We start from the raw sequence: 24,399 nt of genomic DNA on the forward strand, positions 1-24,399 counted from the left end.
GGAAGGAAATGTCTGAAAAATTAGTAGAAATTAAAGACTTAGAGATTTCCTTCGGTGAAGGAAGCAAAAAGTTTGTAGCCGTTAAAAATGCTAACTTCTTTATCAACAAAGGTGAAACTTTCTCTCTAGTTGGTGAATCAGGTAGTGGTAAAACAACGATTGGTCGTGCAATTATCGGTTTGAATAATACCAGTAAAGGGGATATCCTCTTCGAAGGTAAAAAGATCAACGGTAAAAAATCACGAGCTCAAGAAGCTGAAGTAATCCGTCGTATTCAAATGATTTTCCAAGACCCTGCTGCTAGTTTGAATGAGCGTGCAACGGTTGACTATATCATTTCTGAAGGTCTTTATAATTTCCATCTATTTAAGGATGAGGAAGAAAGACAAGAGAAAGTTAAAAAGATCATTAGTGAAGTTGGACTTTTGGCTGAACATTTGACACGTTATCCTCATGAGTTTTCAGGTGGACAACGTCAACGTATTGGTATCGCTCGTGCCTTGGTTATGCAACCTGACTTTGTAATCGCAGATGAGCCGATTTCAGCCTTGGACGTTTCAGTTCGTGCCCAAGTTTTGAACTTGCTCAAGAAATTCCAGAAGGAATTGGGCTTGACCTATCTCTTTATCGCCCACGATTTGTCAGTAGTTCGTTTTATCTCTGATCGTATCGCGGTAATTTATAAGGGTGTCATTGTTGAAGTGGCTGAAACTGAAGAATTGTTTAACAATCCAGTTCATCCATACACACAAGCACTTTTATCAGCTGTGCCGATTCCAGACCCAATCTTGGAACGTAAGAAAGTTTTGAAAGTCTATGATCCAGACCAACATGACTACGAAACTGATAAACCGTCTATGGTTGAAATTCGTCCAGGTCATTACGTTTGGGCTAACCAAGAAGAATTGGAACGCTATAAAAAAGAAATGAAATAATCACTAAAGTTTTATAATCTAGCTAGAAGGCTTCTAGAAAGATTATGAAACTTTTTTATTTTGCAGATAAAAACTTGATAATCTATATAAATTTGATATACTGAATACAATAATAACTAATCTGTTAGAAATGACATGAACTAGGGGAGAATCACATGGACAACCAACCAAATTTTTTTACAGGAATGGCTAGAATTATTGGGACATGCCTCTGGGTAAAAGGAATGGAAGTACTGACTGAGAAGAAGGAATCTGAGCCAAAAGCCTTAGAGGTTGTTAAATTTCTTGCGGCTTATAAAATGATATCTGCTCTGCCTTGGATTGCGGGACTTCCTAGAAAGGAAGATAAAAAATGAAATTTATTTGGGATATTTTATTTTATATCCTAGTCAAGCCACTGATTACGATTGTAGAATTCATTTGGTATCACATTTGTTTATTTTTTTATGAACTCCTTTTGAATTTGTTATATTCGATTTATAACTGGATTTATAACTGGCTTTTTAGTTTATTTTAAAAGACTCTGAAAGAAATCAAAAGGATGAGTAATTTACTCATCCTTTTTCTATTTATCTAAATCTTTATAGATTTATTGGGATCACTATTTTTTACCTTTAAGCAAGAAAGCTGCAGTTAAAGCTAAGCTGAGACTTGCCATGAAGAGGAGTGGGCTGGCCTCTTCTCCAGTGGCAGGAAGTTGTTTGTCATTTGTAGAATTTTCACCATTGAGCTGTTTTTTATTGGCTAATGGACTAGCTTCTTCGATTTGACTTGAGCTTGGTTGTTGGACTTCTGTTTCAGTCTTGTAGACGATAGCATAAGTAGTCAAATCAATGGTGAGAAACTCAAGCATGCCATCACGAATTGTGAAATCTTGCGCTTTCAAGTCTTTTTCTGAACTGAAGCGATAGAATTCTTTGACTGTGCCAGAAATTGGTAATCGAACGAGGACAGCACCTTTTGCTTGGATTAGTTGACCATTTTCATTCTTGAGTTGAATGTCGTAGGCATCATATTTCTTGCCCAAGAGTTCTTGCTTGTCTACTTTCTGGATTTCAAGATAATTTGCTTCACCTAGCTCATTTGCTCCACTGATGACTTGAACTCCGGTAGTCTGGTCTTTTAAGACTTTGAGTTTAAACTCAGGAAGAGAGATGATAGGAGCCGCTTGATCGCTCGCAGTACCAATAGGGCCAGTGTATTCAGGAATATCCACGATAGGCGCCGCTTGGTCGCTCGTAGTACCGATAGGGCCAGTGTATTCAGGGATATCTACAATAGGCGCCGCTTGGTCGCTCGCAGTACCGATAGGTCCATTGTACTCAGGGATATCTACAATAGGAGCCGCTTGTTCCCCTGCAGTACCGATAGGCTCAGTGTACTCAGGAATATCTACGACAGGCGCTTCCTGTTCTCCCGCAGTACCGATAGGCTCAGTGTACTCAGGAATATCCACGATAGGAGCCGGTTGGTCTCCCGCAGTACCGATAGGCTCAGTATACTCAGGAATATCTACAGTAGGCGCTTCCTGTTCTCCCGCAGTACCGATAGGCTCAGTGTACTTAGGAATATCCACAATAGGCGCTTCCTGTTCTCCCGCAGTACCAATTGGGTCAGTATATTCAGGAATGGTTACTACTGGAGCAGGCTCGTCCCCTTTGCTTGTAACAACTGGATCTTCTACAGGTGCAGTTTTTCCTTTTGGAAAGACTGTTACAATAGTACTGCTTCGTGTTTCTCCTAGGATAGCATAAGCTTCTATTGGATTGCCAGTTTTACGTTCCGTGGTTTCAGGAATGTCGATTTCTACCTTGTTATCCTTTATGCTTAATACTGTTTGCTCGCCAGAAGTGACAAGATGATTTTCATCGACTTTTCTTAGGAGTAGGGGATCTGTAACACCAGGGAATGTCACAGCAACAGCATCCCAGTTACCAGTTGGTAAAGTTAGGGTAACTGTCTTATCTTCTACCTTTATAGGTTCGAGGATTGGTGTATCTAATGATACTGATGGAGCTTTTAGAATATCGAATGAATCAAGGGAGATTTTCTTTCTACCGTCTGGAGAATCTGGGTCCACTTTCAAAGTTAGGACATGGTCGCCATCTGCTAGATTAGTAAACTCTCCAATCAATGCTCCTTTTTCGGTAGCTCCGGCAGTGTAGAAGTCAAGGCTTGGCATTTCTTTTCCATCGAGAGTCACAAGTGCCTTACCAAGGGCAGATGTTTTCAGTCCATAGATACGTATACCTGTACCAGAGAATGGAATTCTTGCAGTTGCTTCAGGAGCAAGACTATCGTCTGCATTGATATCTGCATATTTCTCTGTAGAAGCATAGAGTTCCGCATCAGTCCAGTCTTTAAATGCTGAACCGTATTGGATACGAGAATCACGATCATCTATCTTCTCAACTGTTTCTCCTTGACCTGGGAAGACCTTGAAGTAGTCTAAGGAAATTTTTGAGCGTTCACTTCCACGTCCTTTATGTTCTCGTTTAACAGTGATGGTCATGAGGTGAGGACCTGAAGAAAGATTTGTATAACGACCGATTAGGACACCCTTTTCAGTAGCTCCAGCCGTATAGAAATCAAGCTCACCAACAGATTTGCCATCAATTGTAACCTCAGCAAGTCCTAATTGAGAAGACTTGAGTCCGTAAATTTCAATACCAGGTCCATTGAAAGGAATGGTTGCTGTTGCATCCTTATCGGAATAATTCCCATTTGAGATATCGGCGTATTTTTCTGTTCCGCCAAAGAGTTCCGAGTCAGACCAGTCTCCAAAGGCAGCACCATACTGAATGCGAGAGTCACGATCGTCCATGAGCTCACTAAAGGCAGAGATTGAAGCAGTATCTGAAACAGGTGTTGAGCGGTCTCCTAGCATAGCCTTAACGGTATAAGTATAGGCATGGCTTGAATCAATAGAACGGTCGATAAAGCGAGTTTGGTTGGTTGTAAACTCACGGACAGTAGAAGTTTGACCAGTTTCACCTCTACTTTCCCGATGGATGACATAATGAGTCGCCCCTTCAACTGTATTGAAGTTGAGTTCAGCAGTCGTTGAATCTTTTCGTTGGGCAGTCAGACGAGTAATACGACCAGGGAAGTTTTCAAAGGTAATGACATCGCCCTTTTGTGTCGTAAGTTGAATACGGTTGTCTTTGATGCGGGTAGCTTGTACTTCCTTACCGTTTACCTTGACAAGGCTAGCTTCGATATTTGGATAGTCTACGACTAAGTCTCCACCCACATTAGAAAGGAAGGATAGCGTTTCAAGATTCTTTTCTTTCCATTTCATGCTAACTTCAAAGTTACCACGAGCGACTAGACCTGAGACTTGACCATCTTTCCATGCATCTGGAAGGGCTGGTAATGGGGCAATGTAGCCGGTGTGAGACTGAAGGAGCATTTCTGCCATTCCACTGGTTGCACCAAAGTTCCCATCAATTTGGAAAGGCGCGTGCGTATCCCAGAGGTTTTCTAGAGTTGAGGATTTGAGTTGTTCTGCCAATAAACGATGGGCACGATTTCCATCTAGGAGACGAGCCCAGAGGTTGATTTTATTAGCCTTAGACCAACCGGTACCACCATCTCCACGATGGTTTAGGGTTGCGCGTGCTGCTTCCAGATATTCAGGCTGATCTTTGCCAAATAAGGTTCCTGGGAAGAGCCCAACCAGATGAGAAACGTGACGGTGATGGTTTTCAATTCCTTCATTAGTGAATCGAGGACTGTCTTCCTCATACCATTCCTTGATTCGGCCATCTTGGTTGATATGAAGTGGTTTGAGCTTGTCAAATTTAGCCTTCACTTCTGTCACCAAGTCTTGATCGACCTTCAGGTGATTGGCTGCTTCCATATAGTCGTGGAAGAGTTGCCAAACTAGAGATTGGTCAAAGGTATTTCCAATCGTGATAGTTCCATGCTCTGGTGAGTATGATGGAGAAGAAACCCAACGGTCACTAGATTTGTCGTAGTGCAAGAAGGAATTCCAGAACTTGGCTGTTTCCTTGAGCATTGGATAAATCTTTTCTTTGAGATAGGTTTCATCCTTGGTGAATTTGTAGTAGTCATAGACGTTCTGCATCATCCAAGCATTGGCAGCAGGAGACCAACCCCAGTAATAATTCCAACCTGGAGTTGTCCAGCCAAATGGTGTCGCTTGAGTATGAACCAACCAACCGTTTTCTTGGCCTTCTTTGGATTCGATACCTGCATATTCTTTAGCAGCGATACGACCATAGTAGCGCATGTCATCAATATAATTAACCATTGGCTTAGCCGTTTCTGCAAGATTGTTCATGTAGGCAGGCCAATAGTTCATTTGTAGATTGACATTGAGGTGGTAATCTGAGTTCCAAGGTGGATTGTCTACAGCATTCCAGACTCCCTGCAAGTTTGCAGGAAGGGCATCTGTCCGGTCACGAGACGAACTGATGAGGAGGTAACGTCCGTATTGGAAGAAGAGCTCTTCTAGTTTTTGCCCTTTTTCAGGGTTGTAGGTATGCAGAGCTTCTTTTGTAGTTTGGCTAGACTTGCTACCGCCAAAATTTAATTGTACTCGATTGAAGAGACTTTGATAGTCTTTGACATGATCTTCCTTGAGTTTCTCGTAGCCCTTGGCCTTTGCAGTCTCTACGATATTTTTGACCGTTTTTTCTAGATCAATGTCTTTACGATAATTGGTTTTTGGATTTTGAGCAAAGTTGGTCTTGGCACTGAGTAAAAGGGTCGCATAGCTGGCTCCGGTGACAGTCAAATAGCCATCTTGTGCAGTGACTTGTCCGTCTGTCTTGATTCCGAGATAGGAAGCAAATTTCAGACCATTGTCTTTGACAGTTCCTTTGAGCAAAATACCATTAGAATCAGTCGTAACTGCTCCTTGTTTATAATTCGAATATTCCCAGGAGTAGTCGCCATTCGCAATCAAATCTTCAGTCAAGCTATTCCAAAGTGTAAAATCAAGGGTCTTATCACCTTTTTTACTCAAGTGGGTCACAGTAACATCGTCAGGATAGCTAGAGAAAGTTTCGCGCTTAAAGTTTGTACCGTCTTGGGTATAAGAAGTGGTCGAGATGGCCTCAGAAATATCTAAGCCACGATGATAGTCGGTAACATTCTCCAGGCCTTTCTTTTGGTTGTTAAAGACCATAAAGATATCACCAAAAGATAAGTAACGACCATACTGAGCATTGTTTGGTCCGACTAGGTTGCGCTCCGCTAATTGTTTTGCTTTTTGGCGGTTTCCTTCTTCTAATGCCTTACGAATTTCTGCTAAGACCTTATAGCGGTCTTGATAGTTCCCTCCATTGTAATCGGTGCTATCCGGTTGCGGTCCACCAGACCAGAGAGTTTTTTCATTGTATTGGATTCTTTCTTCACCGATGAGCCCAAAAACTTTTGCCCCCATTTCTCCATTTCCGACTGGCAGGGCTTGTTTTTCCCAGCCGTCATAAGAAGGAGCAGTTGGTTGGTCGTAATGAAGTTGATAGTTTTCTTGCTTAGTCATAGGAAGTTCTGGTTTTTCACTCTCCTTATTTTCAGAAGGTTCAACTACAGCCTTAGTCTCTGATTGATGATGTATTTGAGGTGTTTCTTTTTCAGGTTTTACCTCTTTGTCAGCTAATTCAGTAGAAGTTTGATTTTCTGTGCTTGGTTGATTTTCCTTATCCTTTTGAGTAGGTCCCTCTACTTTTGTATTCACTTGAACCGTAGTCTCACTGACACTTGCTTGATTTTCTTTCACTTCGATGCCATCGGCAGCTACATTCTGCGTCGCTAGAAAAACAGCTCCCAGTAAAACAGAAGCAGTTCCAACGGTCAATTTTCGGATGCTATACTTACAGGATTTTTCCCAATAGCTCTTCTCCATAAAAACTCCTTTCTCAAATCTGTAAGCGCATACATTTTTGTGTAAAAAAAATAAGCCTTGCAGAAAGATGTTTCCTTTGTTTTGTATAATCTTAATATAGCAAATAAATCGATTCAATGCAAGGTTTTTTAGGAAAAACAGAATTATTTTACCAAATTTTAGTTCTTTTTTTAATTTTATTGAATTAAAAAAGATTAGAGCAGAAAAAGAATCTGAGTAATGCCCTACCCTTTTGAAAGCGTAAATCAAACTAGTCAGGCGTGGGACTTTATGGTATAATATAGAAGATTCAAAAAGAAACAGGAGAAATATTATGGACCTTATTTTAGCAATTGTCTTGATTGTTTTAGCTTTTCTAGGTGGAGCTCTTGGAGGAATGTACTTGGTGCGCAAGCAAATTGAAAAAGAATTTGCGGATAACCCACGTTTGAACGCAGAAGCAGTTCGTACTCTGTTGAGTGCAAATGGTCAAAAACCAAGCGAAGCTAAGGTACAACAAGTGTACCACCAAATCATTCGCCAACAAAAAGCAGCCCTTGCTAACAATAAAAAGAAATAAATAGGAAAAGTCTGGGATGAAAATTCCAGACTTCTCACTATGTTCAACTGATATTTAAGGATAAGACTTTTTCCTTGCATTCTATTGATATTTGATTATGATTAAGAGGGAGATAGTCTGGAGTTTACCAGTCTGTCAGAAATTTCAGCGAGAAATGTAATGATAATGAACTATCAATCAGAAAAATAAGACTAGAAAGAAGACTGTATGGATAATCGACCAATTGGTTTTTTGGATTCGGGCGTTGGAGGCTTGACCGTTGTACGTGAGCTCATGCGCCAGCTTCCCCATGAAGAAATCGTCTATATTGGAGATTCGGCACGGGCACCTTACGGGCCTCGTCCTGCTGAGCAAATTCGTGAATATACTTGGCAGTTGGTCAACTTTCTTTTGACTAAGGATGTCAAGATGATTGTCATCGCTTGTAATACTGCAACAGCAGTTGTTTGGGAAGAAATTAAATCCAAACTCGATATTCCTGTTCTTGGGGTGATTTTACCGGGCGCTTCAGCTGCTATCAAAACTAGTCAGGGTGGGAGAATCGGTGTGATTGGAACACCGATGACAGTACAATCAGATATCTATCGTCAAAAAATTCATGACCTAGATCCAAATTTGCAAGTTGAAAGTTTGGCCTGCCCTAAGTTTGCTCCCTTGGTTGAATCTGGGGCCCTTTCAACCAGTGTGACCAAGAAAGTAGTCTATGAAACCCTACGTCCTTTAGTCGGAAAAGTGGACAGTTTGATTCTGGGTTGTACTCATTATCCGCTCCTCAGACCCATTATCCAAAATGTGATGGGACCAGAGGTGAAACTGATTGATAGTGGAGCAGAGTGTGTGCGGGATATCTCCGTCTTACTCAATTATTTCGAGATTAATCGTGGCCGCGATGCAGGGCCTCTACAACACCGTTTTTATACGACTGCAAATAGCCATAGTTTTGCTCAGATTGGAGCGGAATGGCTAGAAAAAGAGATTCATGTGGAGCATGTAACATTATGACAAACAAAATTTATGAATACAAGGATGATCAGGACTGGTATGTAGGTGTCTGGGACGTCTACGGTGGAATCTATAGCCTCATAAAAGATCCTCTTGATCTCGAATTTATGGATTTGGCTCGCATCTTCCGTGATGAGGAAAATGGTTTTCCAATCACGATTACGGTCATGCGCTGGTCTTCCAACTTCCGCTTGCTATCTTTTATCGTTGAGATTTTAAATGCAGAAGCCGGTCGAAACTTGGAAGTCATTCAACGCCAAGGTGCCTTGCTCTTAGTTGAAAATGGACAACTCTTGCATGTGGAATTACCTAAAGAAGGAGTAGATGTTGAAGCCTTCTTTGAAACTAGCAAAGTCAGAGAAACCTTGTTGATAGCGACTCGTAATGAAGGGAAGACCAAGGAATTTCGTGCTATCTTTGATAAACTTGGATATGATGTGGAGAATCTCAATGATTACCCAGATCTGCCTGAAGTTGCTGAAACTGGTATGACCTTTGAAGAAAATGCTCGCCTTAAGGCAGAAACCATCTCCAAATTGACAGGCAAGATGGTTCTGGCGGATGATTCAGGTCTTAAAGTCGATGTCCTCGGTGGACTGCCAGGCGTTTGGTCAGCTCGATTTGCAGGAGTGGGAGCCACTGACCAGGAAAACAATGCTAAACTTTTGCACGAATTAGCCATGGTCTTTGAACTCAAGGACCGTTCGGCACAATTCCACACCACTTTGGTTGTGGCTAGCCCAGGTAAGGAAAGCTTAGTGGTCGAAGCTGATTGGCCAGGCTATATTAACTTTGAACCTAAGGGTGAAAATGGTTTTGGCTATGACCCTCTTTTCCTAGTAGGAGAAACAGGCAAGTCATCAGCTGAATTAACCCTTGAAGAAAAAAATAGTCAATCTCACCGTGCCTTAGCCGTTAAGAAACTTTTGGAGGTATTTCCATCATGGCAAAGCAAACCATCATTGTAATGAGCGACTCCCATGGAGATAGCTTGATTGTAGAAGAAATACGTGATCGCTATCTTGGGAAAGTTGATGCCATTTTTCACGATGGTGACTCGGAGCTTCGCCCAGATTCACCACTCTGGGAAGGGATTCAGGTAGTTAGAGGAAACATGGATTTCTATTCAGATTATCCAGAACGCTTAGTGACTCAACTGGGTCCTACCAAGATTATCCAGACTCACGGACACTTATTTGACATTAACTTCAATTTCCAAAAACTAGATTTCTGGGCTCAAGAGGAAGATGCTGATATCTGTCTCTATGGTCACTTGCATGTACCAAATGCTTGGATGGAAGGGAAGACCCTCTTTCTAAATCCAGGTTCTATCAGCCAACCACGTGGAACCATCAGAGAATGTCTCTACGCTCGTGTGGAAATTGATGACAGCTATTTCAAAGTGGACTTTTTGACACGTAATCATGATGTGTATCCTGGCTTATCCAAGGAGTTTGCTCGATGATTGCCAAAGAATTTGAACTCTTTTTGCTGGAGCAAGAGGAAACCTTTTTGACTCCTGCTGAAAATTTGGCTGTGCTCATTGATACTCACAATGCAGATCATGCAATTCTCCTCCTTAGCCAGATGACTTATACACGAGTTCCAGTAGTGACTGCTGAGAAAAAATTTGTTGGGACCATAGGGCTTAGAGATATTTTTGCATACCAAATGGAGCAGGATTTGAGTCAGGAAATCATGGCGGATATGGATATTGTTCACATGACAAAGAAGGATGTCGCGGTAGTTAATCCAGACTATATATTGACGGATGTATTGCACAAGCTAGTGGATGAGTCTTTCCTGCCAGTCGTTGATAAGGATGGTATTTTCCAAGGGATTATCACGCGGAAGTCAATCCTCAAGGCTGTCAATGCCCTCCTGCATGACTTTAGTAAGGAATATGAGATTCAAAGCAAATGAGAGAATGGATTTTAACATTTTTAGAAGAAAAGCAAAATCTATCTAGTAATTCTAAACAGTCTTATAAATATGACTTGGAGCAGTTTTTAGATCTTATTGGAGGACGAATTTCTGAGACAAGTTTAAAAATCTACCAAGCTCAATTATCAAATTTTAAAATCAGTGCCCAAAAGCGTAAAGTTTCTGCCTGCAATCAATTTCTTTACTTTTTATACCAGAAAGGAAAGATTGGCACCTTTTATCGTTTGGAATTGCCGAAACAGGCTGAGAAAAAACAAGTCAAGTCAGAGCTTTTAGACTTGAGTTCTTTCTGGCAAGAAAGTACCTATCCAGAAGGGCGTTTAATAGCCTTATTGATAGTTGAATTAGGCCTCTTGCCTAGTGAAATTCTAGCCATAAAAATAAGTGATGTAAATCTAGATTTTCAAGTATTGAGAATCAATAAAGCCTCTCAGCAAAGAATCTTGAGTCTTCCCACAAAATTACTTGCAGAGTTAGAACCCTTGATGGGACAGACCTACCTCTTTGAAAAAACTGGTAAGCCATATTCTCGTCAATGGGCCTTTCGTCAGTTAGAAGCCTTTCTAAAGGAAAAAGGCTTTGCAGATTTATCGGCTCAAGGATTGAGAGAACAGTTTATACTGAGACAAATTGAAGAGAAGGTTGACTTGTATGAAATCGCCAAAAAATTGGGATTAAAAACAGTCATGACCTTAGAAAAATATAGATAATGGATATTAAATTAAAAGATTTTGAAGGGCCTTTGGACTTGCTCTTACACTTGGTTTCAAAGTATCAGATGGATATCTATGATGTACCGATTACAGAAGTTATTGAGCAGTATCTAGCCTACATATCAACCTTACAAGCCATGCGTTTAGAAGTGGCAGGTGAATATATGGTGATGGCTAGCCAACTGATGCTGATCAAAAGTCGTAAGCTCTTGCCAAAGGTTGCGGAAGTGTCTGATTTAGAGGATGACCTAGAGCAAGATCTCCTTTCTCAGATTGAAGAATACCGCAAGTTTAAACTTTTGGGAGAGCAGTTGGAAGTGAAGCACCAAGAACGAGCTCAATATTACTCAAAAGCACCGACAGAGTTGATTTACGAGGATGCAGAACTCGTGCATGATAAGACCACGATTGATCTTTTCTTAGCCTTTTCAACCTTACTGACCAAGAAAAAGGAAGAATTCTCGAAAAACCATACAACTATTTTACGGGATGAGTATAAGATTGAGGATATGATGGTCATCGTTCGGGAATCCTTGGTAGAAGGGCAACAACTATGCCTGCAAGATTTGTTTAAGGAAACCAAGGATTTACAAGAGGTCATCACACTTTTTTTAGCGACCTTGGAGTTGATTAAAACCCAAGAAATTCTCTTGATTCAAAAAGAGAGTTTTGGAGATATCTATCTCATAAAAAAGAATGAGGAAAATCAAGTAGAGCAAAGTTAGGCTTGATAGAGAGGAAGTATGAGTACTTTAGCAAAAATAGAAGCACTCCTGTTTGTGTCGGGGGAAGATGGGATTAGGGCTCGTCAGTTAGCAGAACTCTTATCGCTACCACCAACAGGGGTTCAGCAGAGTCTTGAAAAATTAGCCAAAAAGTATGAAAAAGACCAGGATTCTAGTTTGGCCCTGATTGAGACAGGGGGTGCCTACAGATTGGTGACCAAGCCTCAATTTGCTGATATTTTAAAAGAATATTCTAAGGCGCCAATCAACCAGAGCCTATCTCGGGCTGCGCTTGAAACCTTGTCCATTATTGCTTATAAGCAACCTATCACACGTATAGAAATTGACGCTATTCGTGGGGTTAATTCAAGCGGAGCTCTAGCTAAATTACAGGCCTTCGATTTGATACGAGAAGATGGGAAAAAAGAAGTTCTTGGTCGCCCTAATCTCTATGTAACTACGGATTATTTTCTAGATTACATGGGTATTAACCATTTGGAAGAATTGCCTGTGATTGATGAGCTTGAAATTCAAGCACAAGAAAGCCAATTATTTGGTGAAAGGATAGAAGAAGATGAGAATCAATAAGTATATTGCCCACGCAGGAGTGGCCAGTAGGAGAAAAGCAGAAGAGTTGATCAAGCAAGGCTTGGTGACTGTTAACGGTCAGGTAGTACGTGAATTAGCGACAACCATTAAGTCTGGCGATAAGGTAGAAGTTGAAGGTCAACCAATCTATAACGAAGAAAAGGTTTACTATCTGCTCAACAAACCACGTGGAGTGATTTCCAGTGTGACAGATGATAAGGGACGTAAGACGGTTGTCGATCTTTTGCCTAATGTGAAAGAGCGTATCTATCCTGTAGGACGTTTGGACTGGGATACATCAGGTGTCTTGATTTTGACCAATGATGGTGACTTTACCGATGAGATGATTCACCCTCGTAATGAAATCGACAAGGTCTATGTGGCGCGTGTGAAAGGGATTGCTAACAAGGAAAACCTCCGCCCCTTAACTCGTGGTCTTGAAATTGATGGCAAGAAGACTAAGCCGGCCGTCTACGAAATTCTCAAAGTAGATCCTGTTAAAAACCGTTCTGTTGTACAGTTGACCATTCATGAAGGACGTAACCATCAGGTTAAAAAGATGTTTGAAGCAGTTGGGCTTCAAGTGGATAAGTTGTCTCGGACACGTTTTGGACACCTGGACTTGACAGGTCTCCGTCCTGGTGAATCCCGTCGTCTTAACAAAAAAGAAATCAGCCAGCTACATACCATGGCTGTAACAACTAACAAATAATGAAACGAATTTTAATTGCGCCTGTGCGCTTTTACCAACGCTTTATATCCCCTGCATTCCCACCTTCTTGTAGATTTGAGCCTACTTGTTCAAACTACATGATTCAGGCTATTGAAAAGCATGGACTTAAGGGCGTCCTCATGGGTTTGGCAAGGATTTTACGATGTCATCCCTGGTCTAAAATCGGCAAGGATCCCGTACCAGATCACTTTTCTTTAAAGAGAAATTCAAAATAAAAAGAATCACAGTCGTGATTCTTTTTTGGTGTAGATAGATCTATAGATTGATGATTTTCACTACCCTTCTCCTATAAAAAGTGGTAAAATGGTTGAAAGAAAGAAGGGATAGAAATGACAACATTATTTTCTAAAATTAAAGAAGTGACAGAACTTTCTGCTATCTCAGGTCATGAAGCGCCTGTACGTGCTTATCTTCGTGAAAAAATTACACCTCACGTGGATGAAGTAGTAACAGATGGCCTAGGTGGTATTTTTGGTATCAAACATTCAGAAGTTGCGAATGCACCTCGCGTCTTGGTAGCATCTCACATGGATGAAGTTGGTTTTATGGTAAGTGAAATCAAACCAGATGGAACCTTCCGAGTAGTTGAAATTGGCGGTTGGAATCCTATGGTTGTCAGCAGCCAACGATTTAAACTCTTTACGCGCCAAGGACGTGAAATTCCAGTCATCTCAGGTTCAGTACCTCCACATTTGACTCGTGGAACAGGTGGGCCAACCATGCCAGCTGTTTCAGATATCGTCTTTGATGGTGGTTTTGCGGATAAGGCTGAGGCTGAAAGTTTTGGTATCCGTCCTGGAGACACCATCGTTCCAGATAGTAGCGCAATCCTAACAGCTAATGAAAAAAATATCATCTCAAAAGCATGGGATAACCGTTATGGAGTGCTCATGGTGAGTGAATTGGCAGAAAACTTGTCAGGTCAAAAACTGGGAAATGAACTTTACCTTGGTGCTAACGTCCAAGAAGAAGTCGGACTTCGTGGTGCCCATACCTCAACAACCAAATTTGACCCAGAAGTATTCCTTGCTGTGGATTGCTCGCCAGCTGGTGATGTTTATGGTGGTCAAGGTAAGATTGGTGATGGAACCTTGATTCGTTTCTACGATCCAGGTCACTTGCTTCTCCCAGGTATGAAGGATTTCCTTTTGACAACTGCTGAAGAAGCTGGAATCAAGTACCAATACTACTGTGGAAAAGGTGGAACTGACGCAGGTGCAGCTCATCTGAAAAATGGTGGTGTCCCATCAACAACAATTGGTGTTTGTGCCCGTTATATCCACTCTCACCAAACCCTTTATGCTATGGACGATTTCCTTGAAGCTCAAGCTTTCTTACAAGCCTTGGTTAAAAAATTGGATCGTTCTACAGTAGATTTGATTAAAAATTATTAAACAGAAATGATGGAGGTAATAGGGATGGAAGAGCCAAACCTAGAAACCTTGATACGGGATCTTTATAATAATGCCCGTCAAAACCTGAGTGAAGATCTAGTGAATGCACTGCTAGAGACTGCTAAGCAATTGCCCGGCACCAATGAGCGCTTGCTTGCAGTCCGACTTTCAGGGCTAGTCACACTTGAACTACTCAAGAATCCCAAGACCCCAGCGCCAGAGTTAGTCAATCTGGCCCGCTTTATCAAAAGAGAAGAAGCCAAGTACAGAGGTTCTGCTGCATCTGCCTTTATGATTGGAGAACTATTTAAAATGCTTTGATTCGAAAGAATCAAAGCATTTTTTTCGTTTTAAATTTGTTCTGCCAAAACCTTTTCAGCAAGGTTCATAGCGTGGTCAGATACACGGGTGTAGTGTGAAATAATATCAATAAAGTTGACACCTGCTTGGGTAGAACATTCTCCGTTATTAAGACGTTTGATGTGAGTCTTACGAAGGACACGTTCCATGTTATTGATGTCTTCGTGTCGCTCGATAAGAGCTTGAGCTTTCTCGAGGTCGTTGTTTTCCACACTCTCAAGAGCATCTTTGACAAATTCACTAGTTTTAAGATAAATCTCTGCTAGTTCTTCTAAGGCAGCCTCAGAGAATTGAACATTCTTGCGTTGCAAGTAATCGTTAAGATTGAGCAGGGCTTCTGCGTGGTCTCCGATACGTTCCAAGTCTCGTGAAGAGTCAAGGATATTTGTTAAGACTTCACTCTCTTTTTGGCTCAAAGCTTCACCGGATAAACTAATGAGGTAACGAGTCAATTTTTCATCAATGGTATTGATAGCTTCTTCAGTCTTATGTCCCTTTTCTGCAACTTTTTCGTTAGAGTTGATGATATAGTCGTAAGAGAGGTCAAAGGCTTTCGCAGCATAATTACCCAAGTGTAGAAGTTCTTTTTTAGCATTTCCAAGAGCGATAGATGGAGCTTGTTTGATCAGTTGCTCATCAAGGTAAAGTGGCTCGTATTTAACAACTTCGTCTTCTCCAGGGATAAGTTTGGTTACCATGAAGGCAAGAGCTCCGATGAATGGAAACTGAATGATTGTATTGGTAATGTTAAAGGTTCCGTGGGCGAAGGCAATGGTCATTTCTGGAGCTAGATTTAAGAAGCTCTCAAACCATTGGATTAAGCCTGTAAATGGAACGAGGAAGATAATACAGATAACAGTCCCGATAACGTTGAAGGCCACATGGGCTGCTGCCACACGTTTGGCTGCAATATTAGCACCCAAGGAAGCGATAATAGCAGTGATGGTTGTTCCAATGTTATCTCCAAAGAGCACTGGTAGGGCTCCTTGAAGGTCAATCAGATTGCTAGCGTAGAGATTTTGTAGAATCCCGATGGTCGCTGAGGAGGCTTGAATCAGAAGGGTCAAACCTGTTCCGACAAGAACACCCAAGATTGGATTTTTACTAAGTTCTACCATGTAGTCTTTAAAGACTTGTAAATCCTTAAGGGGTTCCATAGCGCCACTCATAAGATTGAGGGCAAAGAAGATACCACCGACACCAAAGACAATTCGTCCGATGTTATTGATGGTTCTATTTTTTGTGAAGAAGAGACAGACTGCTCCGAGAAAGAGCATAGGTAATGCGTAGTCTCCCAATTTAAAACCAATGATAAAGGATGTGACAGTTGTTCCAATATTGGCTCCCATAACAATCCCAATAGCCTGACGTAAAGTCAATAGTCCAGCGCTAACCAGACCAACTGTAATAACCGTAACACCCGAACTCGATTGAATCAGGGCAGTCATCCCAATTCCAACTAAAATTCCAAAGAAAGGATTGCTAGTATATTTGTCAATGTAATATCGAAGACGATCTCCAGCTGCTTGTTGCAAACCGTCCCCCATGGTTTTGATACTATATAAGAATAGTCCCAGGCCACCTAAAAAGTGAAATGCAATTTCCTGCCAATTAATGGACATTTTATTTTCCCTCCGAAAACTAATCGCGGAATTTCTCCCATTCTATTTTAAAGGATTCTAAGCAATCTAACAAGTAGTAAACACATTTTTTTAGAAAAATATCATGAAAATGTAAAAAAAGGTAATTGATTGTCTAATTTATATCATTTATTCACCCCTTTATAGATATTTTAGGATGACTGTTGACTCTACTTATAAATAGCGTAAAATAAAAATGAACAGTTCTGCTATTTTAAGGGCAGTTACTTTTTTAAAATAAAAATAAAGCGCTTACTTTTTGGAAGTGAAAGGAGAAAAAATGAAGAATCCATTTTTTGAAAAACGTTGCCGCTATAGTATTCGAAAATTATCAGTGGGTGCCTGCTCTTTGATGATTGGTTCGGTTTTATTTGCCAACCAAGCTCTAGCAGAAGAAGTTGCAATCCCAGCGAATGAAACAAGGACTACTGCCGTGGCTACAGAGCAAGCATCGCCTGCCACATCAGAGCAACCAACTACAGCTTCATCTGAGGTATTAAAGCAGTTGGAAGAGACAGAAAACAAGGTTAGTGAACAACCTATTTCAGAAGAAAAACCAACCTTGGACCAATTGACTGCAGCTGATAAGGAAGTAGCTAGTCCGGTTGCTGAAGCGCCTAAGGCTGAAGAAGCACCTGCAGCTGCAGAAAATAAGGCTGAAGAACCACCTGTAGCTACAGAAAATAAGGCTGAAGAGAAAGCAACTGTTTCAGATGTTCCTAAGAAAGAAGAAAAAAGTCTTCGACCAAAAGAAATTAAATTTGACACTTGGGAAGATTTGTTGAAATGGGAACCGGGTGCCCGTGAAGACGACGCTATTAATCGTTCTTCAGTTGAATTGGTTAAACGTTACCGTGGGCATGTAGTCAACGAAAAAGCCAATAAGGATGCCAAGGTTGAAGCTCTTGCCAATACCAACTCTAAGGCTAAAGACCACGCTTCTGTAGGTGGTGAAGAGTTTAAAGCCTATGCTTTTGACTACTGGCAATACTTGAATTCAATGGTCTTCTGGGAAGGGCTCGTTCCAACTCCGGACGTGATTGATGCTGGTCACCGTAATGGTGTCCCTGTATTGGGTACACTCTTCTTCAACTGGTCTAATAGTATTGCAGACCAAGAAAAATTTGCCGAAGCCCTTAAACAAGACGAAGACGGAACTTTCCCTATCGCTCGTAAGTTGGTTGATTTGGCTAAATATTATGGATTTGATGGATATTTTATCAACCAAGAAACAACAGGAGATATCGTAACGCCTCTTGGTAAGAAAATGCGTGACTTCATGCTCTATACCAAGGAATATGCGGCTCAAGTCAATCATCCAGTGAAATATTCTTGGTATGATGCCATGACCTATGAATATGGTCGTTATCATGAAGATGGTTTGGGTGAATACAATTACCAATTCATGGAAAAAGAGGGAGACAAGGTTCCTGCGGATCACTTCTTTGCCAACTTTAACTGGACCAAAGAGAAAAATGACTACTCTGTAACTATGGCCAAATGGCTTGGACGTAGTCAGTACGATGTCTTTGCAGGTTTGGAATTGCAACAAGGTGGTTCCTACAAGACAAAAGTGAAATGGGATGCCCTTTTTGATGAAAATGGCAAACTTCGCTTGTCGCTTGGACTCTTTGCACCTGATACTATCACTAGTCTTGGTAAGACAGGAGAAGACTATCACAAGAATGAAAATATCTTCTTTACAGGTTACCAAGGAGATCCAACTGGTCAAAAACCAGAGGACAAGGACTGGTACGGGATTGCCAACCTTGTAGCTGACCGTACACCAGCAGTAGGCCGTACCTTTACAACATCCTTTAACACAGGACATGGTAAAAAATGGTTTGTAGACGGCAAAGTTTCTAAGGATTCTGAATGGAACTATCGCTCTGTATCAGGTATCTTGCCTACATGGCGCTGGTGGCAAACTTCATCAGGTGCTAAACTTCAAGCTGACTATGACTTTGAAGATGCCTACAATGGTGGTAACTCACTTAAGTTTACGGGTGATTTAGCTGAAAATACCAACCAAGATGTTCGTCTCTACTCTACAAAACTGGAAGTAACAGATAAAACAAAACTTCGTGTTGCTCACAAAGGTGGTAAGGGAAGCAAGGTCTATGTAGAGTTTGCGACTCAGAAAAACTACACCTATGGTGGCGAGAATGCTCGTAAAGAGCTGACTCTATCTGACGATTGGACAAAAGATGAATTTGATTTGAGTGCCTTGGCAGGTCAGACTATTTACGGTATCAAGCTCACTTTTGAAAATACTGCTGCCCTTAAGGGCTATCAATTTAACTTGGGTGAGTTGACTGTAACAGATAATCAAGAGGTACCTCAAGCGCCAACAGCTCTTAAAGTAGCCAAGCAATCTCTGAAAAATGCCCAAGAAGCAGAAGCCATTGTCCAATTTACTGGAAATAAAGATGCTGATTTCTATGAAGTTTATGAGAAGGATGGCGATGCTTGGCGCCTATTGACAGGCTCATCTGCAACTACGATCTACCTACCAAAAGTTAGCCGTTCATCTAGTGCAACTGGTACTAGTCAGGAGTTGAAGGTTGTCGCAGTTGGTAAGAATGGCCTTCGTTCTGAAGCAGCAACTACAAACTTTGAGTGGGGAATGACTGTTCAAGACACAAGTCTTCCAAGACCATTAGCAGAAAACATCGTTCCAGGAGCGACTGTTATCGGAAGTACCTTCCCAGACACAGAAGGTGGCGAAGGTATCGAAGGTATGTTGAATGGAACTATCACTAGCTTATCTGATAAATGGTCTTCTGCTCAGTTGAGTGGTAGTGTTGATATCCGTTTGACACAACCACGCCGTGTCGTTAGATGGGTCATGGATCATGCCGGTGCTGGTGGAGAATCCGTCAACGATGGTTTGATGAATACTAAGGACTTTGACCTCTACTATAAGGATGAAGCTGGAGAATGGAAACTAGCCAAGGCTGTTCGTGGCAATAGAGCCCATGTTTCAGATATTACCCTTGATAGCCCAATTACAGCGCAAGACTGGCGTTTGCACGTTATTACATCTGACAATGGAACACCATGGAAAGCTATTCGTATCTACAACTGGAAGATGTATGAAACTCTAGATACGGAGAGCCAAAACATTCCAATGGCTAAAGTTGCAGCGCGTGTTCTGACAGACAATAAGATTCAACTTGGATTCTCAGAAGTTCCTGCTGGAGCAACCATTACAGTCTATGACAAGGCAGATTCACAAACTCCAATCGCTACCTTAAATACGGTAGTTGGAGGAGATTTGGCAACAGAACCATTGAGCTTTGAAAAACGTCCAAGCCTTCTTTACTATCGTACACAATTGCCAGGTAAAGAAATCAGTAATACTCTTGCTGTAACGATTCCTCAGGATGAAAGAAAGATTAAGGCTATCAGTCTAGAAGCAACACCTAAAAAGACGACTTACCAAGATGGCGAAGAATTGAATCTCAAAGGTGGTCTTTTACGTGTCAAATATGAGGGAGAAGAAGCAGACGAAGTCATCAACCTCAGTCATGCAGGTGTAGTTGTTAACGGCTATGATGCTCACCATCATGGTGAACAAGAGTTAACAGTAACCTATCTTGGTCTTCCAGTTGCAGGAAGCTTCAAGGTTCAAGTGACTGGTGAAGAAGCTGGTCCAAAAGAAGTCGCAGCCTTGTATATTAGCAAACAACCGAAAATTGATTACTTTGTAGGCGATGCTCTTGACTTATCAGAGGGACGCTTCAAGGTCTTGTATGATGATGAAACTGAGACAGAACATAGCTTTACAGACAAAGGAGTCGAAATTACAGGCTATGATCCTCAAAAGACAGGCCGTCAAAAACTTGAGTTGCACTATCAAGGACAAACTGTCGAATTTGATGTTCTAGTATCACCTAAGGCAGCCATTAACGACGAATATCTGAAACAAGAAATCACATCTGCTCAAGGACGCAAAGAAACATTAGCTTATACATTTGCTGATGCAGCAAAACAAGCAGCTCTTGTTGAGAAGCTTGCTGCAGCAAAAGCCATCTTAGAAAACCACGATGCTAGTCAAGAAGCGGTCAACCAAGCCCTGAACGATTTAAAACAAGCAGGTGCAGACTTGGATGGTGTACAGCTTTATCAAACAGCTAAGGAAGAGCTTGAAACTCTTCTAGGAAAAGTTCGTGAGAAAAATGCAGACGATCCAATCATCGCTCAAGCAGAAACTCTTATTGGCTCAACAAATCCAAGTCCAGAAGCATTTGCGGACATGAAAGAAAAGCTGAATAAGAAACTAGCTCCTGCAGAAGAAAGCCACCATGTCGGTAGCTTAGAAGAAGGTGAAACTGCTCCAACAGTTGAAGCTCTACCTGAGCTAGTGGTTGAAACAGAAACTCAAGCCTTCGAACGTCAAGAACGTCCGTCAGGAGACCTCTTGTTGGGTGAACGTAGAATCGTTCAGGATGGTGTAGAAGGTCAAACTCGTCGTCTAATCGAAGTTGATACAAAAGGCAACCGCACTCTTCTTGATACAGAAGTAGTCAAGGAGGCAGTTGCAGAAATCACTGAAGTTGGTACCAAGGTAGAAAGTCGTGTTCAACCACTAGACGGGGTCAAAGATTTGACAATTAGCAATCCAGCATTAGTTGTTGAGGAAGAAAAGCTTGCATACGGCCATGAAGAACGAGTAAATCCTAGCCTTCAAGCAGGAGAACGTCGCTTGGTTCAAGCAGGAGTTGAAGGACTTCGTCGAAATCTTGTAGAAGTTGACACAGAAGGCAACCGCAGTCTTAAGGGAACAGAGCTTATCAAAGAAACTGTAACTGAGATTGTTGAGGTTGGACCAACAGTTGAAGTTCAAGATGACAAACCTCTTGCACCTGCTCCAGTAGCACAAGCAGCTAAGCAGGAACCAGCAAAAGCAGAAGCACAAGCTGATAAAACTGAAGGAAAACAACTTCCAAGTACGGGTGAAGGAGCAGATGCAAATCTTCTGGCTCTTGGATTGGTCGGAGTCCTAGGTGGTTTTGGACTTCTCGCTCAAAAGAAAAAAGAAGATTAAGTTGAACTTCTAAATTACCGTCTGACAAGATAATAGTATTAAAAGGCAAGAGCTATTTTTGGCTCCTGCCTTTTTGCATTCTTAGAATGTTTATGTTAAGATTTTTATTATTTCATAAGAATTGTTGTAGTGAGATATCTGCATGTTTTGCTTTGAAGATTGATTATATATTGAGTTCTAAAAGATATTTATCGTTACTCCCATCAAGAATTGGTTTGGGAATAAGAAAGGAAAAAGAAGATGAAAGCATTAAAAGTAGTAATTGCTGTAATCATTGTAGTAGTGAGCATTGGCTTAGTAGTATTTATAGGGGCGAGTATGTATGCTGTTACTACGATTAATTTGCTATCTAACTCAGTCTATTATGCACAACGGATGCCTCATAAGGAGGGAACAGAACCCGACTTAGTCATGTTGATTGAAAATATGGGTTCGATTTATACCCCGAAAATTGAAGGTGTTCGCTATGATGATGATGGAGCGAATTTTATCGAAAATTCTATTGATTCAAGTGGTCATCCTACAAGTTTTGGTGAGTTTGATGGAGGTTATCACTACAATGATAAAAACGATGTGTCCTATAAGCTTGATAAGAATTTTGAGCTTGAGTGGGCTATTGATAAGGATTATAAAAAAATTAATCTAGCTACAGTTGATGAAAAAAAGATAAAAGAAGAGATTAGAGAGACCGTTCAACCGGTACTTGATGTACAGAGTAACCCCCTCATCAATCTGCAGTGGTTATTTAATAAAAAGTATCAAGACAGGTTTAATTAGAGATGAAAGCATTAAAAGGGATCATTATAGGAATTATCCTAGTATTTAGTATAGGGGTAGTTGTCTTCTTAGGGTTGAGTGTATATGCTTATAGCAACTTGAAATATTATTCGGTCTACTATGCACAACAGATGCCTCATAAGGAGGGGACAGAGCCTGACTTAGTTATGTTGATCGAAAATATGGGGTCGATTTATACTCCGAAAATTGAGGGAATTCGCTACGATGATGATGGAATGAATAGTATTGCTAGAAACGTTGAGGGAAGGGAGTCGATATTATCTGCCTCAGGAGAATATTTAATGTTTCATTCCGTTACTGATAATCATTATCTCTTCAATAATGCTTTTCGTATTCAAAGTGCATTTGATGAACATTATAATGATATTGAATTCAATCAACAACTAGTTTTATATGAAATTAGAGAAACCGTTCAACCGGTACTTGATGTCCAGCCCAAACCTCGGATCAATCTTCAGTGGTTATTTAATAAAAAGTATCAAGACAGGTTTAATTAGAGATGAAAATGGATAAAGGTTTTATTTGATAAACAAAGTTAATGTCAATTTTGCCAGATGTAATAGAGAGCAAGAAAAGTTTAAGGTTTTGCTATCTCTTTTATTGATTTTGTGATATAATTAACACGTAAAAAAAAAGAAGGAGTCATATCTAATGGCAAAATTGACTGTTAAAGACGTTGACTTGAAAGGGAAAAAAGTTCTCGTTCGTGTTGACTTCAACGTACCTGTAAAAGATGGTGTGATCACTAACGATAACCGTATCACTGCAGCTCTTCCAACTATCAAGTACATCCTTGAACAAGGTGGACGTGCAATCCTCTTCTCTCACCTTGGACGTGTTAAAGAAGAAGCAGACAAAGAAGGTAAATCACTTGCTCCTGTAGCTGCTGACTTGGCTGCTAAATTGGGTCAAGAAGTTACATTCCTTCCAGGTGTTACTCGTGGTGCTGAATTGGAAGCAGCGATTAACGCTCTTGAAGATGGACAAGTTCTCTTGGTTGAAAACACTCGTTTTGAAGATGTTGACGGCAAGAAAGAATCTAAAAACGATCCTGAACTTGGTAAATACTGGGCATCACTTGGAGATGGTATCTTCGTAAACGATGCGTTCGGTACAGCTCACCGTGCACACGCATCTAACGTTGGTATCTCAGCAAACGTTGAAAAAGCAGTTGCTGGATTCCTTCTTGAAAACGAAATTGCCTACATCCAAGAAGCAGTTGAAGCTCCAGAACGTCCATTCGTGGCTATCCTTGGTGGTTCAAAAGTTTCAGACAAGATCGGTGTTATCGAAAACTTGCTTGAAAAAGCTGATAAAGTTCTTATCGGTGGTGGGATGACTTACACATTCTACAAAGCACAAGGTATCGAAATCGGTAACTCACTTGTAGAAGAAGACAAATTGGATGTTGCTAAAGCTCTTCTTGAAAAAGCAAACGGTAAATTGATCTTGCCAGTTGACTCAAAAGAAGCAAACGCATTTGCAGACTACACTGAAGTGAAAGACACTGAAGGTGAAGCAGTAGACCCAGGTTTCCTTGGTTTGGATATCGGTCCTAAATCTATCGCTAAATTTGACGAAGCTTTGACTGGTGCTAAAACAGTTGTATGGAACGGACCAATGGGTGTATTTGAAAACCCTGACTTCCAAGCTGGTACAATCGGTGTAATGGACGCTATCGTGAAACAACCAGGCGTTAAATCAATCATCGGTGGTGGTGACTCAGCTGCCGCAGCTATCAACCTTGGTCGTGCAGACAAGTTCTCATGGATCTCTACTGGTGGTGGAGCTTCAATGGAACTTCTTGAAGGTAAAGTTCTTCCAGGACTTGCAGCTTTGACTGAAAAATAAGAATATAAAAAAGGAGGCTGGGACAAAAGTCCTAGCCTCTCAATTGTCTTTGGATTGTCGAGCAGGACGCAGTGGTTGAGTGCTCAAAGCACTGCTTTGAGGTGGCGGATAGAACTTGCGAAGCAAGTATCCTAAGTCTTTGTTCGCTTTTTAAGCTTCAAAGATGCCCTATGTTGACGGAAACTATGTTTCCTTTATCTGCAACCTTCAACAGTCTTCCAGACTGTTGAAG

At 41.1% G+C, this 24,399-nt stretch carries 20 protein-coding genes; 18 read left to right on the forward strand and 2 right to left on the reverse strand.

What is annotated here, in order from left to right:
• Window positions 1-8: 8 nt before the first annotated feature.
• Complete coding sequence (locus HMPREF9423_RS02945) at window positions 9-935, forward strand: ATP-binding cassette domain-containing protein (RefSeq protein WP_006147851.1); 927 nt, start codon at window positions 9-11, stop codon at window positions 933-935.
• A gap of 155 nt (window positions 936-1,090) precedes the next feature.
• The gene (locus HMPREF9423_RS02950) at window positions 1,091-1,291 is read left to right on the forward strand and encodes a hypothetical protein (protein WP_006147852.1); all 201 of its coding nucleotides are present in this window, start codon (window positions 1,091-1,093) and stop codon (window positions 1,289-1,291) included.
• A gap of 245 nt (window positions 1,292-1,536) precedes the next feature.
• Here the strand turns inward: HMPREF9423_RS02950 and HMPREF9423_RS11820 are convergent, their stop codons facing one another.
• Window positions 1,537-6,810 carry an SIALI-17 repeat-containing surface protein gene (locus tag HMPREF9423_RS11820; protein ID WP_006155860.1) on the reverse strand — a complete coding sequence of 1,758 codons (5,274 nt, stop codon included), beginning with the start codon at window positions 6,808-6,810 and terminating at the stop codon, window positions 1,537-1,539.
• A 313-nt stretch (window positions 6,811-7,123) separates the two neighbouring features.
• On the opposite strand from HMPREF9423_RS11820, the gene HMPREF9423_RS02955 reads away from it, so the two are divergent.
• From HMPREF9423_RS02955 to HMPREF9423_RS03005, 12 genes are all read left to right on the forward strand, one after another.
• Window positions 7,124-7,369, forward strand: coding sequence for a YneF family protein (locus tag HMPREF9423_RS02955; RefSeq protein ID WP_004251708.1), 246 nt, complete (start codon window positions 7,124-7,126; stop codon window positions 7,367-7,369).
• Window positions 7,370-7,576: 207 nt separating this feature from the next.
• The gene (racE, locus tag HMPREF9423_RS02960; RefSeq protein ID WP_006147854.1) at window positions 7,577-8,371 is read left to right on the forward strand and encodes a glutamate racemase; all 795 of its coding nucleotides are present in this window, start codon (window positions 7,577-7,579) and stop codon (window positions 8,369-8,371) included.
• Window positions 8,368-9,339, forward strand: a complete 972-nt coding sequence (locus HMPREF9423_RS02965; protein ID WP_006147855.1) for a nucleoside-triphosphate diphosphatase — start codon at window positions 8,368-8,370, stop codon at window positions 9,337-9,339. Before racE ends, HMPREF9423_RS02965 begins: the two co-directional genes overlap by 4 nt.
• Entirely contained in the window at window positions 9,315-9,836 is a 522-nt protein-coding gene (locus HMPREF9423_RS02970; protein ID WP_006147856.1) for a metallophosphoesterase, read from the forward strand. The genes HMPREF9423_RS02965 and HMPREF9423_RS02970 overlap by 25 nt, the downstream gene beginning before the upstream one ends.
• Window positions 9,833-10,294, forward strand: coding sequence for a cyclic-di-AMP-binding protein CbpB (cbpB, locus tag HMPREF9423_RS02975; protein ID WP_006147857.1), 462 nt, complete (start codon window positions 9,833-9,835; stop codon window positions 10,292-10,294). The genes HMPREF9423_RS02970 and cbpB overlap by 4 nt, the downstream gene beginning before the upstream one ends.
• A complete protein-coding gene (gene xerD, locus HMPREF9423_RS02980; RefSeq protein ID WP_006147858.1) occupies window positions 10,291-11,025 on the forward strand; it encodes a site-specific tyrosine recombinase XerD in 735 nt (244 codons plus the stop codon). Before cbpB ends, xerD begins: the two co-directional genes overlap by 4 nt.
• The gene (locus HMPREF9423_RS02985; protein ID WP_006147859.1) at window positions 11,025-11,753 is read left to right on the forward strand and encodes a segregation/condensation protein A; all 729 of its coding nucleotides are present in this window, start codon (window positions 11,025-11,027) and stop codon (window positions 11,751-11,753) included. Before xerD ends, HMPREF9423_RS02985 begins: the two co-directional genes overlap by 1 nt.
• Window positions 11,754-11,771: 18 nt before the next feature.
• On the forward strand, window positions 11,772-12,341 hold the full coding sequence (gene scpB / locus HMPREF9423_RS02990) for an SMC-Scp complex subunit ScpB (protein WP_006147860.1): 570 nt from the start codon (window positions 11,772-11,774) through the stop codon (window positions 12,339-12,341).
• Window positions 12,328-13,053: a pseudouridine synthase gene (locus HMPREF9423_RS02995; RefSeq protein ID WP_004251725.1), complete on the forward strand. Its 726-nt coding sequence runs from the start codon at window positions 12,328-12,330 to the stop codon at window positions 13,051-13,053. The genes scpB and HMPREF9423_RS02995 overlap by 14 nt, the downstream gene beginning before the upstream one ends.
• Complete coding sequence (yidD, locus tag HMPREF9423_RS11825) at window positions 13,053-13,289, forward strand: membrane protein insertion efficiency factor YidD (protein WP_025170148.1); 237 nt, start codon at window positions 13,053-13,055, stop codon at window positions 13,287-13,289. The genes HMPREF9423_RS02995 and yidD overlap by 1 nt, the downstream gene beginning before the upstream one ends.
• 114 nt (window positions 13,290-13,403) lie before the next feature.
• A complete protein-coding gene (gene pepA, locus HMPREF9423_RS03000) occupies window positions 13,404-14,468 on the forward strand; it encodes a glutamyl aminopeptidase (protein WP_006147862.1) in 1,065 nt (354 codons plus the stop codon).
• A 24-nt stretch (window positions 14,469-14,492) separates the two neighbouring features.
• Entirely contained in the window at window positions 14,493-14,789 is a 297-nt protein-coding gene (locus HMPREF9423_RS03005) for a bacteriocin immunity family protein (protein ID WP_006155861.1), read from the forward strand.
• 29 nt (window positions 14,790-14,818) lie between these two features.
• Here HMPREF9423_RS03005 and HMPREF9423_RS03010 read toward each other — a convergent pair whose 3' ends face one another.
• Window positions 14,819-16,450, reverse strand: coding sequence for a Na/Pi cotransporter family protein (locus HMPREF9423_RS03010; protein ID WP_006147864.1), 1,632 nt, complete (start codon window positions 16,448-16,450; stop codon window positions 14,819-14,821).
• Window positions 16,451-16,748: 298 nt separating this feature from the next.
• On the opposite strand from HMPREF9423_RS03010, the gene HMPREF9423_RS03015 reads away from it, so the two are divergent.
• The 4 genes from HMPREF9423_RS03015 (at window position 16,749) to HMPREF9423_RS03030 (ending at window position 24,167) form a co-directional block, all read left to right on the forward strand.
• The gene (locus HMPREF9423_RS03015; protein ID WP_006147865.1) at window positions 16,749-21,518 is read left to right on the forward strand and encodes an endo-beta-N-acetylglucosaminidase; all 4,770 of its coding nucleotides are present in this window, start codon (window positions 16,749-16,751) and stop codon (window positions 21,516-21,518) included.
• Window positions 21,519-21,758: 240 nt separating this feature from the next.
• Window positions 21,759-22,295, forward strand: a complete 537-nt coding sequence (locus HMPREF9423_RS03020) for a hypothetical protein (protein ID WP_006147866.1) — start codon at window positions 21,759-21,761, stop codon at window positions 22,293-22,295.
• Between the two features lie 2 nt (window positions 22,296-22,297).
• The gene (locus HMPREF9423_RS03025; protein WP_006147867.1) at window positions 22,298-22,813 is read left to right on the forward strand and encodes a hypothetical protein; all 516 of its coding nucleotides are present in this window, start codon (window positions 22,298-22,300) and stop codon (window positions 22,811-22,813) included.
• A gap of 154 nt (window positions 22,814-22,967) precedes the next feature.
• Window positions 22,968-24,167, forward strand: a complete 1,200-nt coding sequence (locus HMPREF9423_RS03030; RefSeq protein WP_006147868.1) for a phosphoglycerate kinase — start codon at window positions 22,968-22,970, stop codon at window positions 24,165-24,167.
• The last annotated feature ends 232 nt before the right edge of the window (window positions 24,168-24,399 follow it).

The organism is Streptococcus infantis ATCC 700779 (assembly GCF_000187465.1).
Classification (GTDB): Bacteria; Bacillota; Bacilli; order Lactobacillales; family Streptococcaceae; genus Streptococcus; species Streptococcus infantis.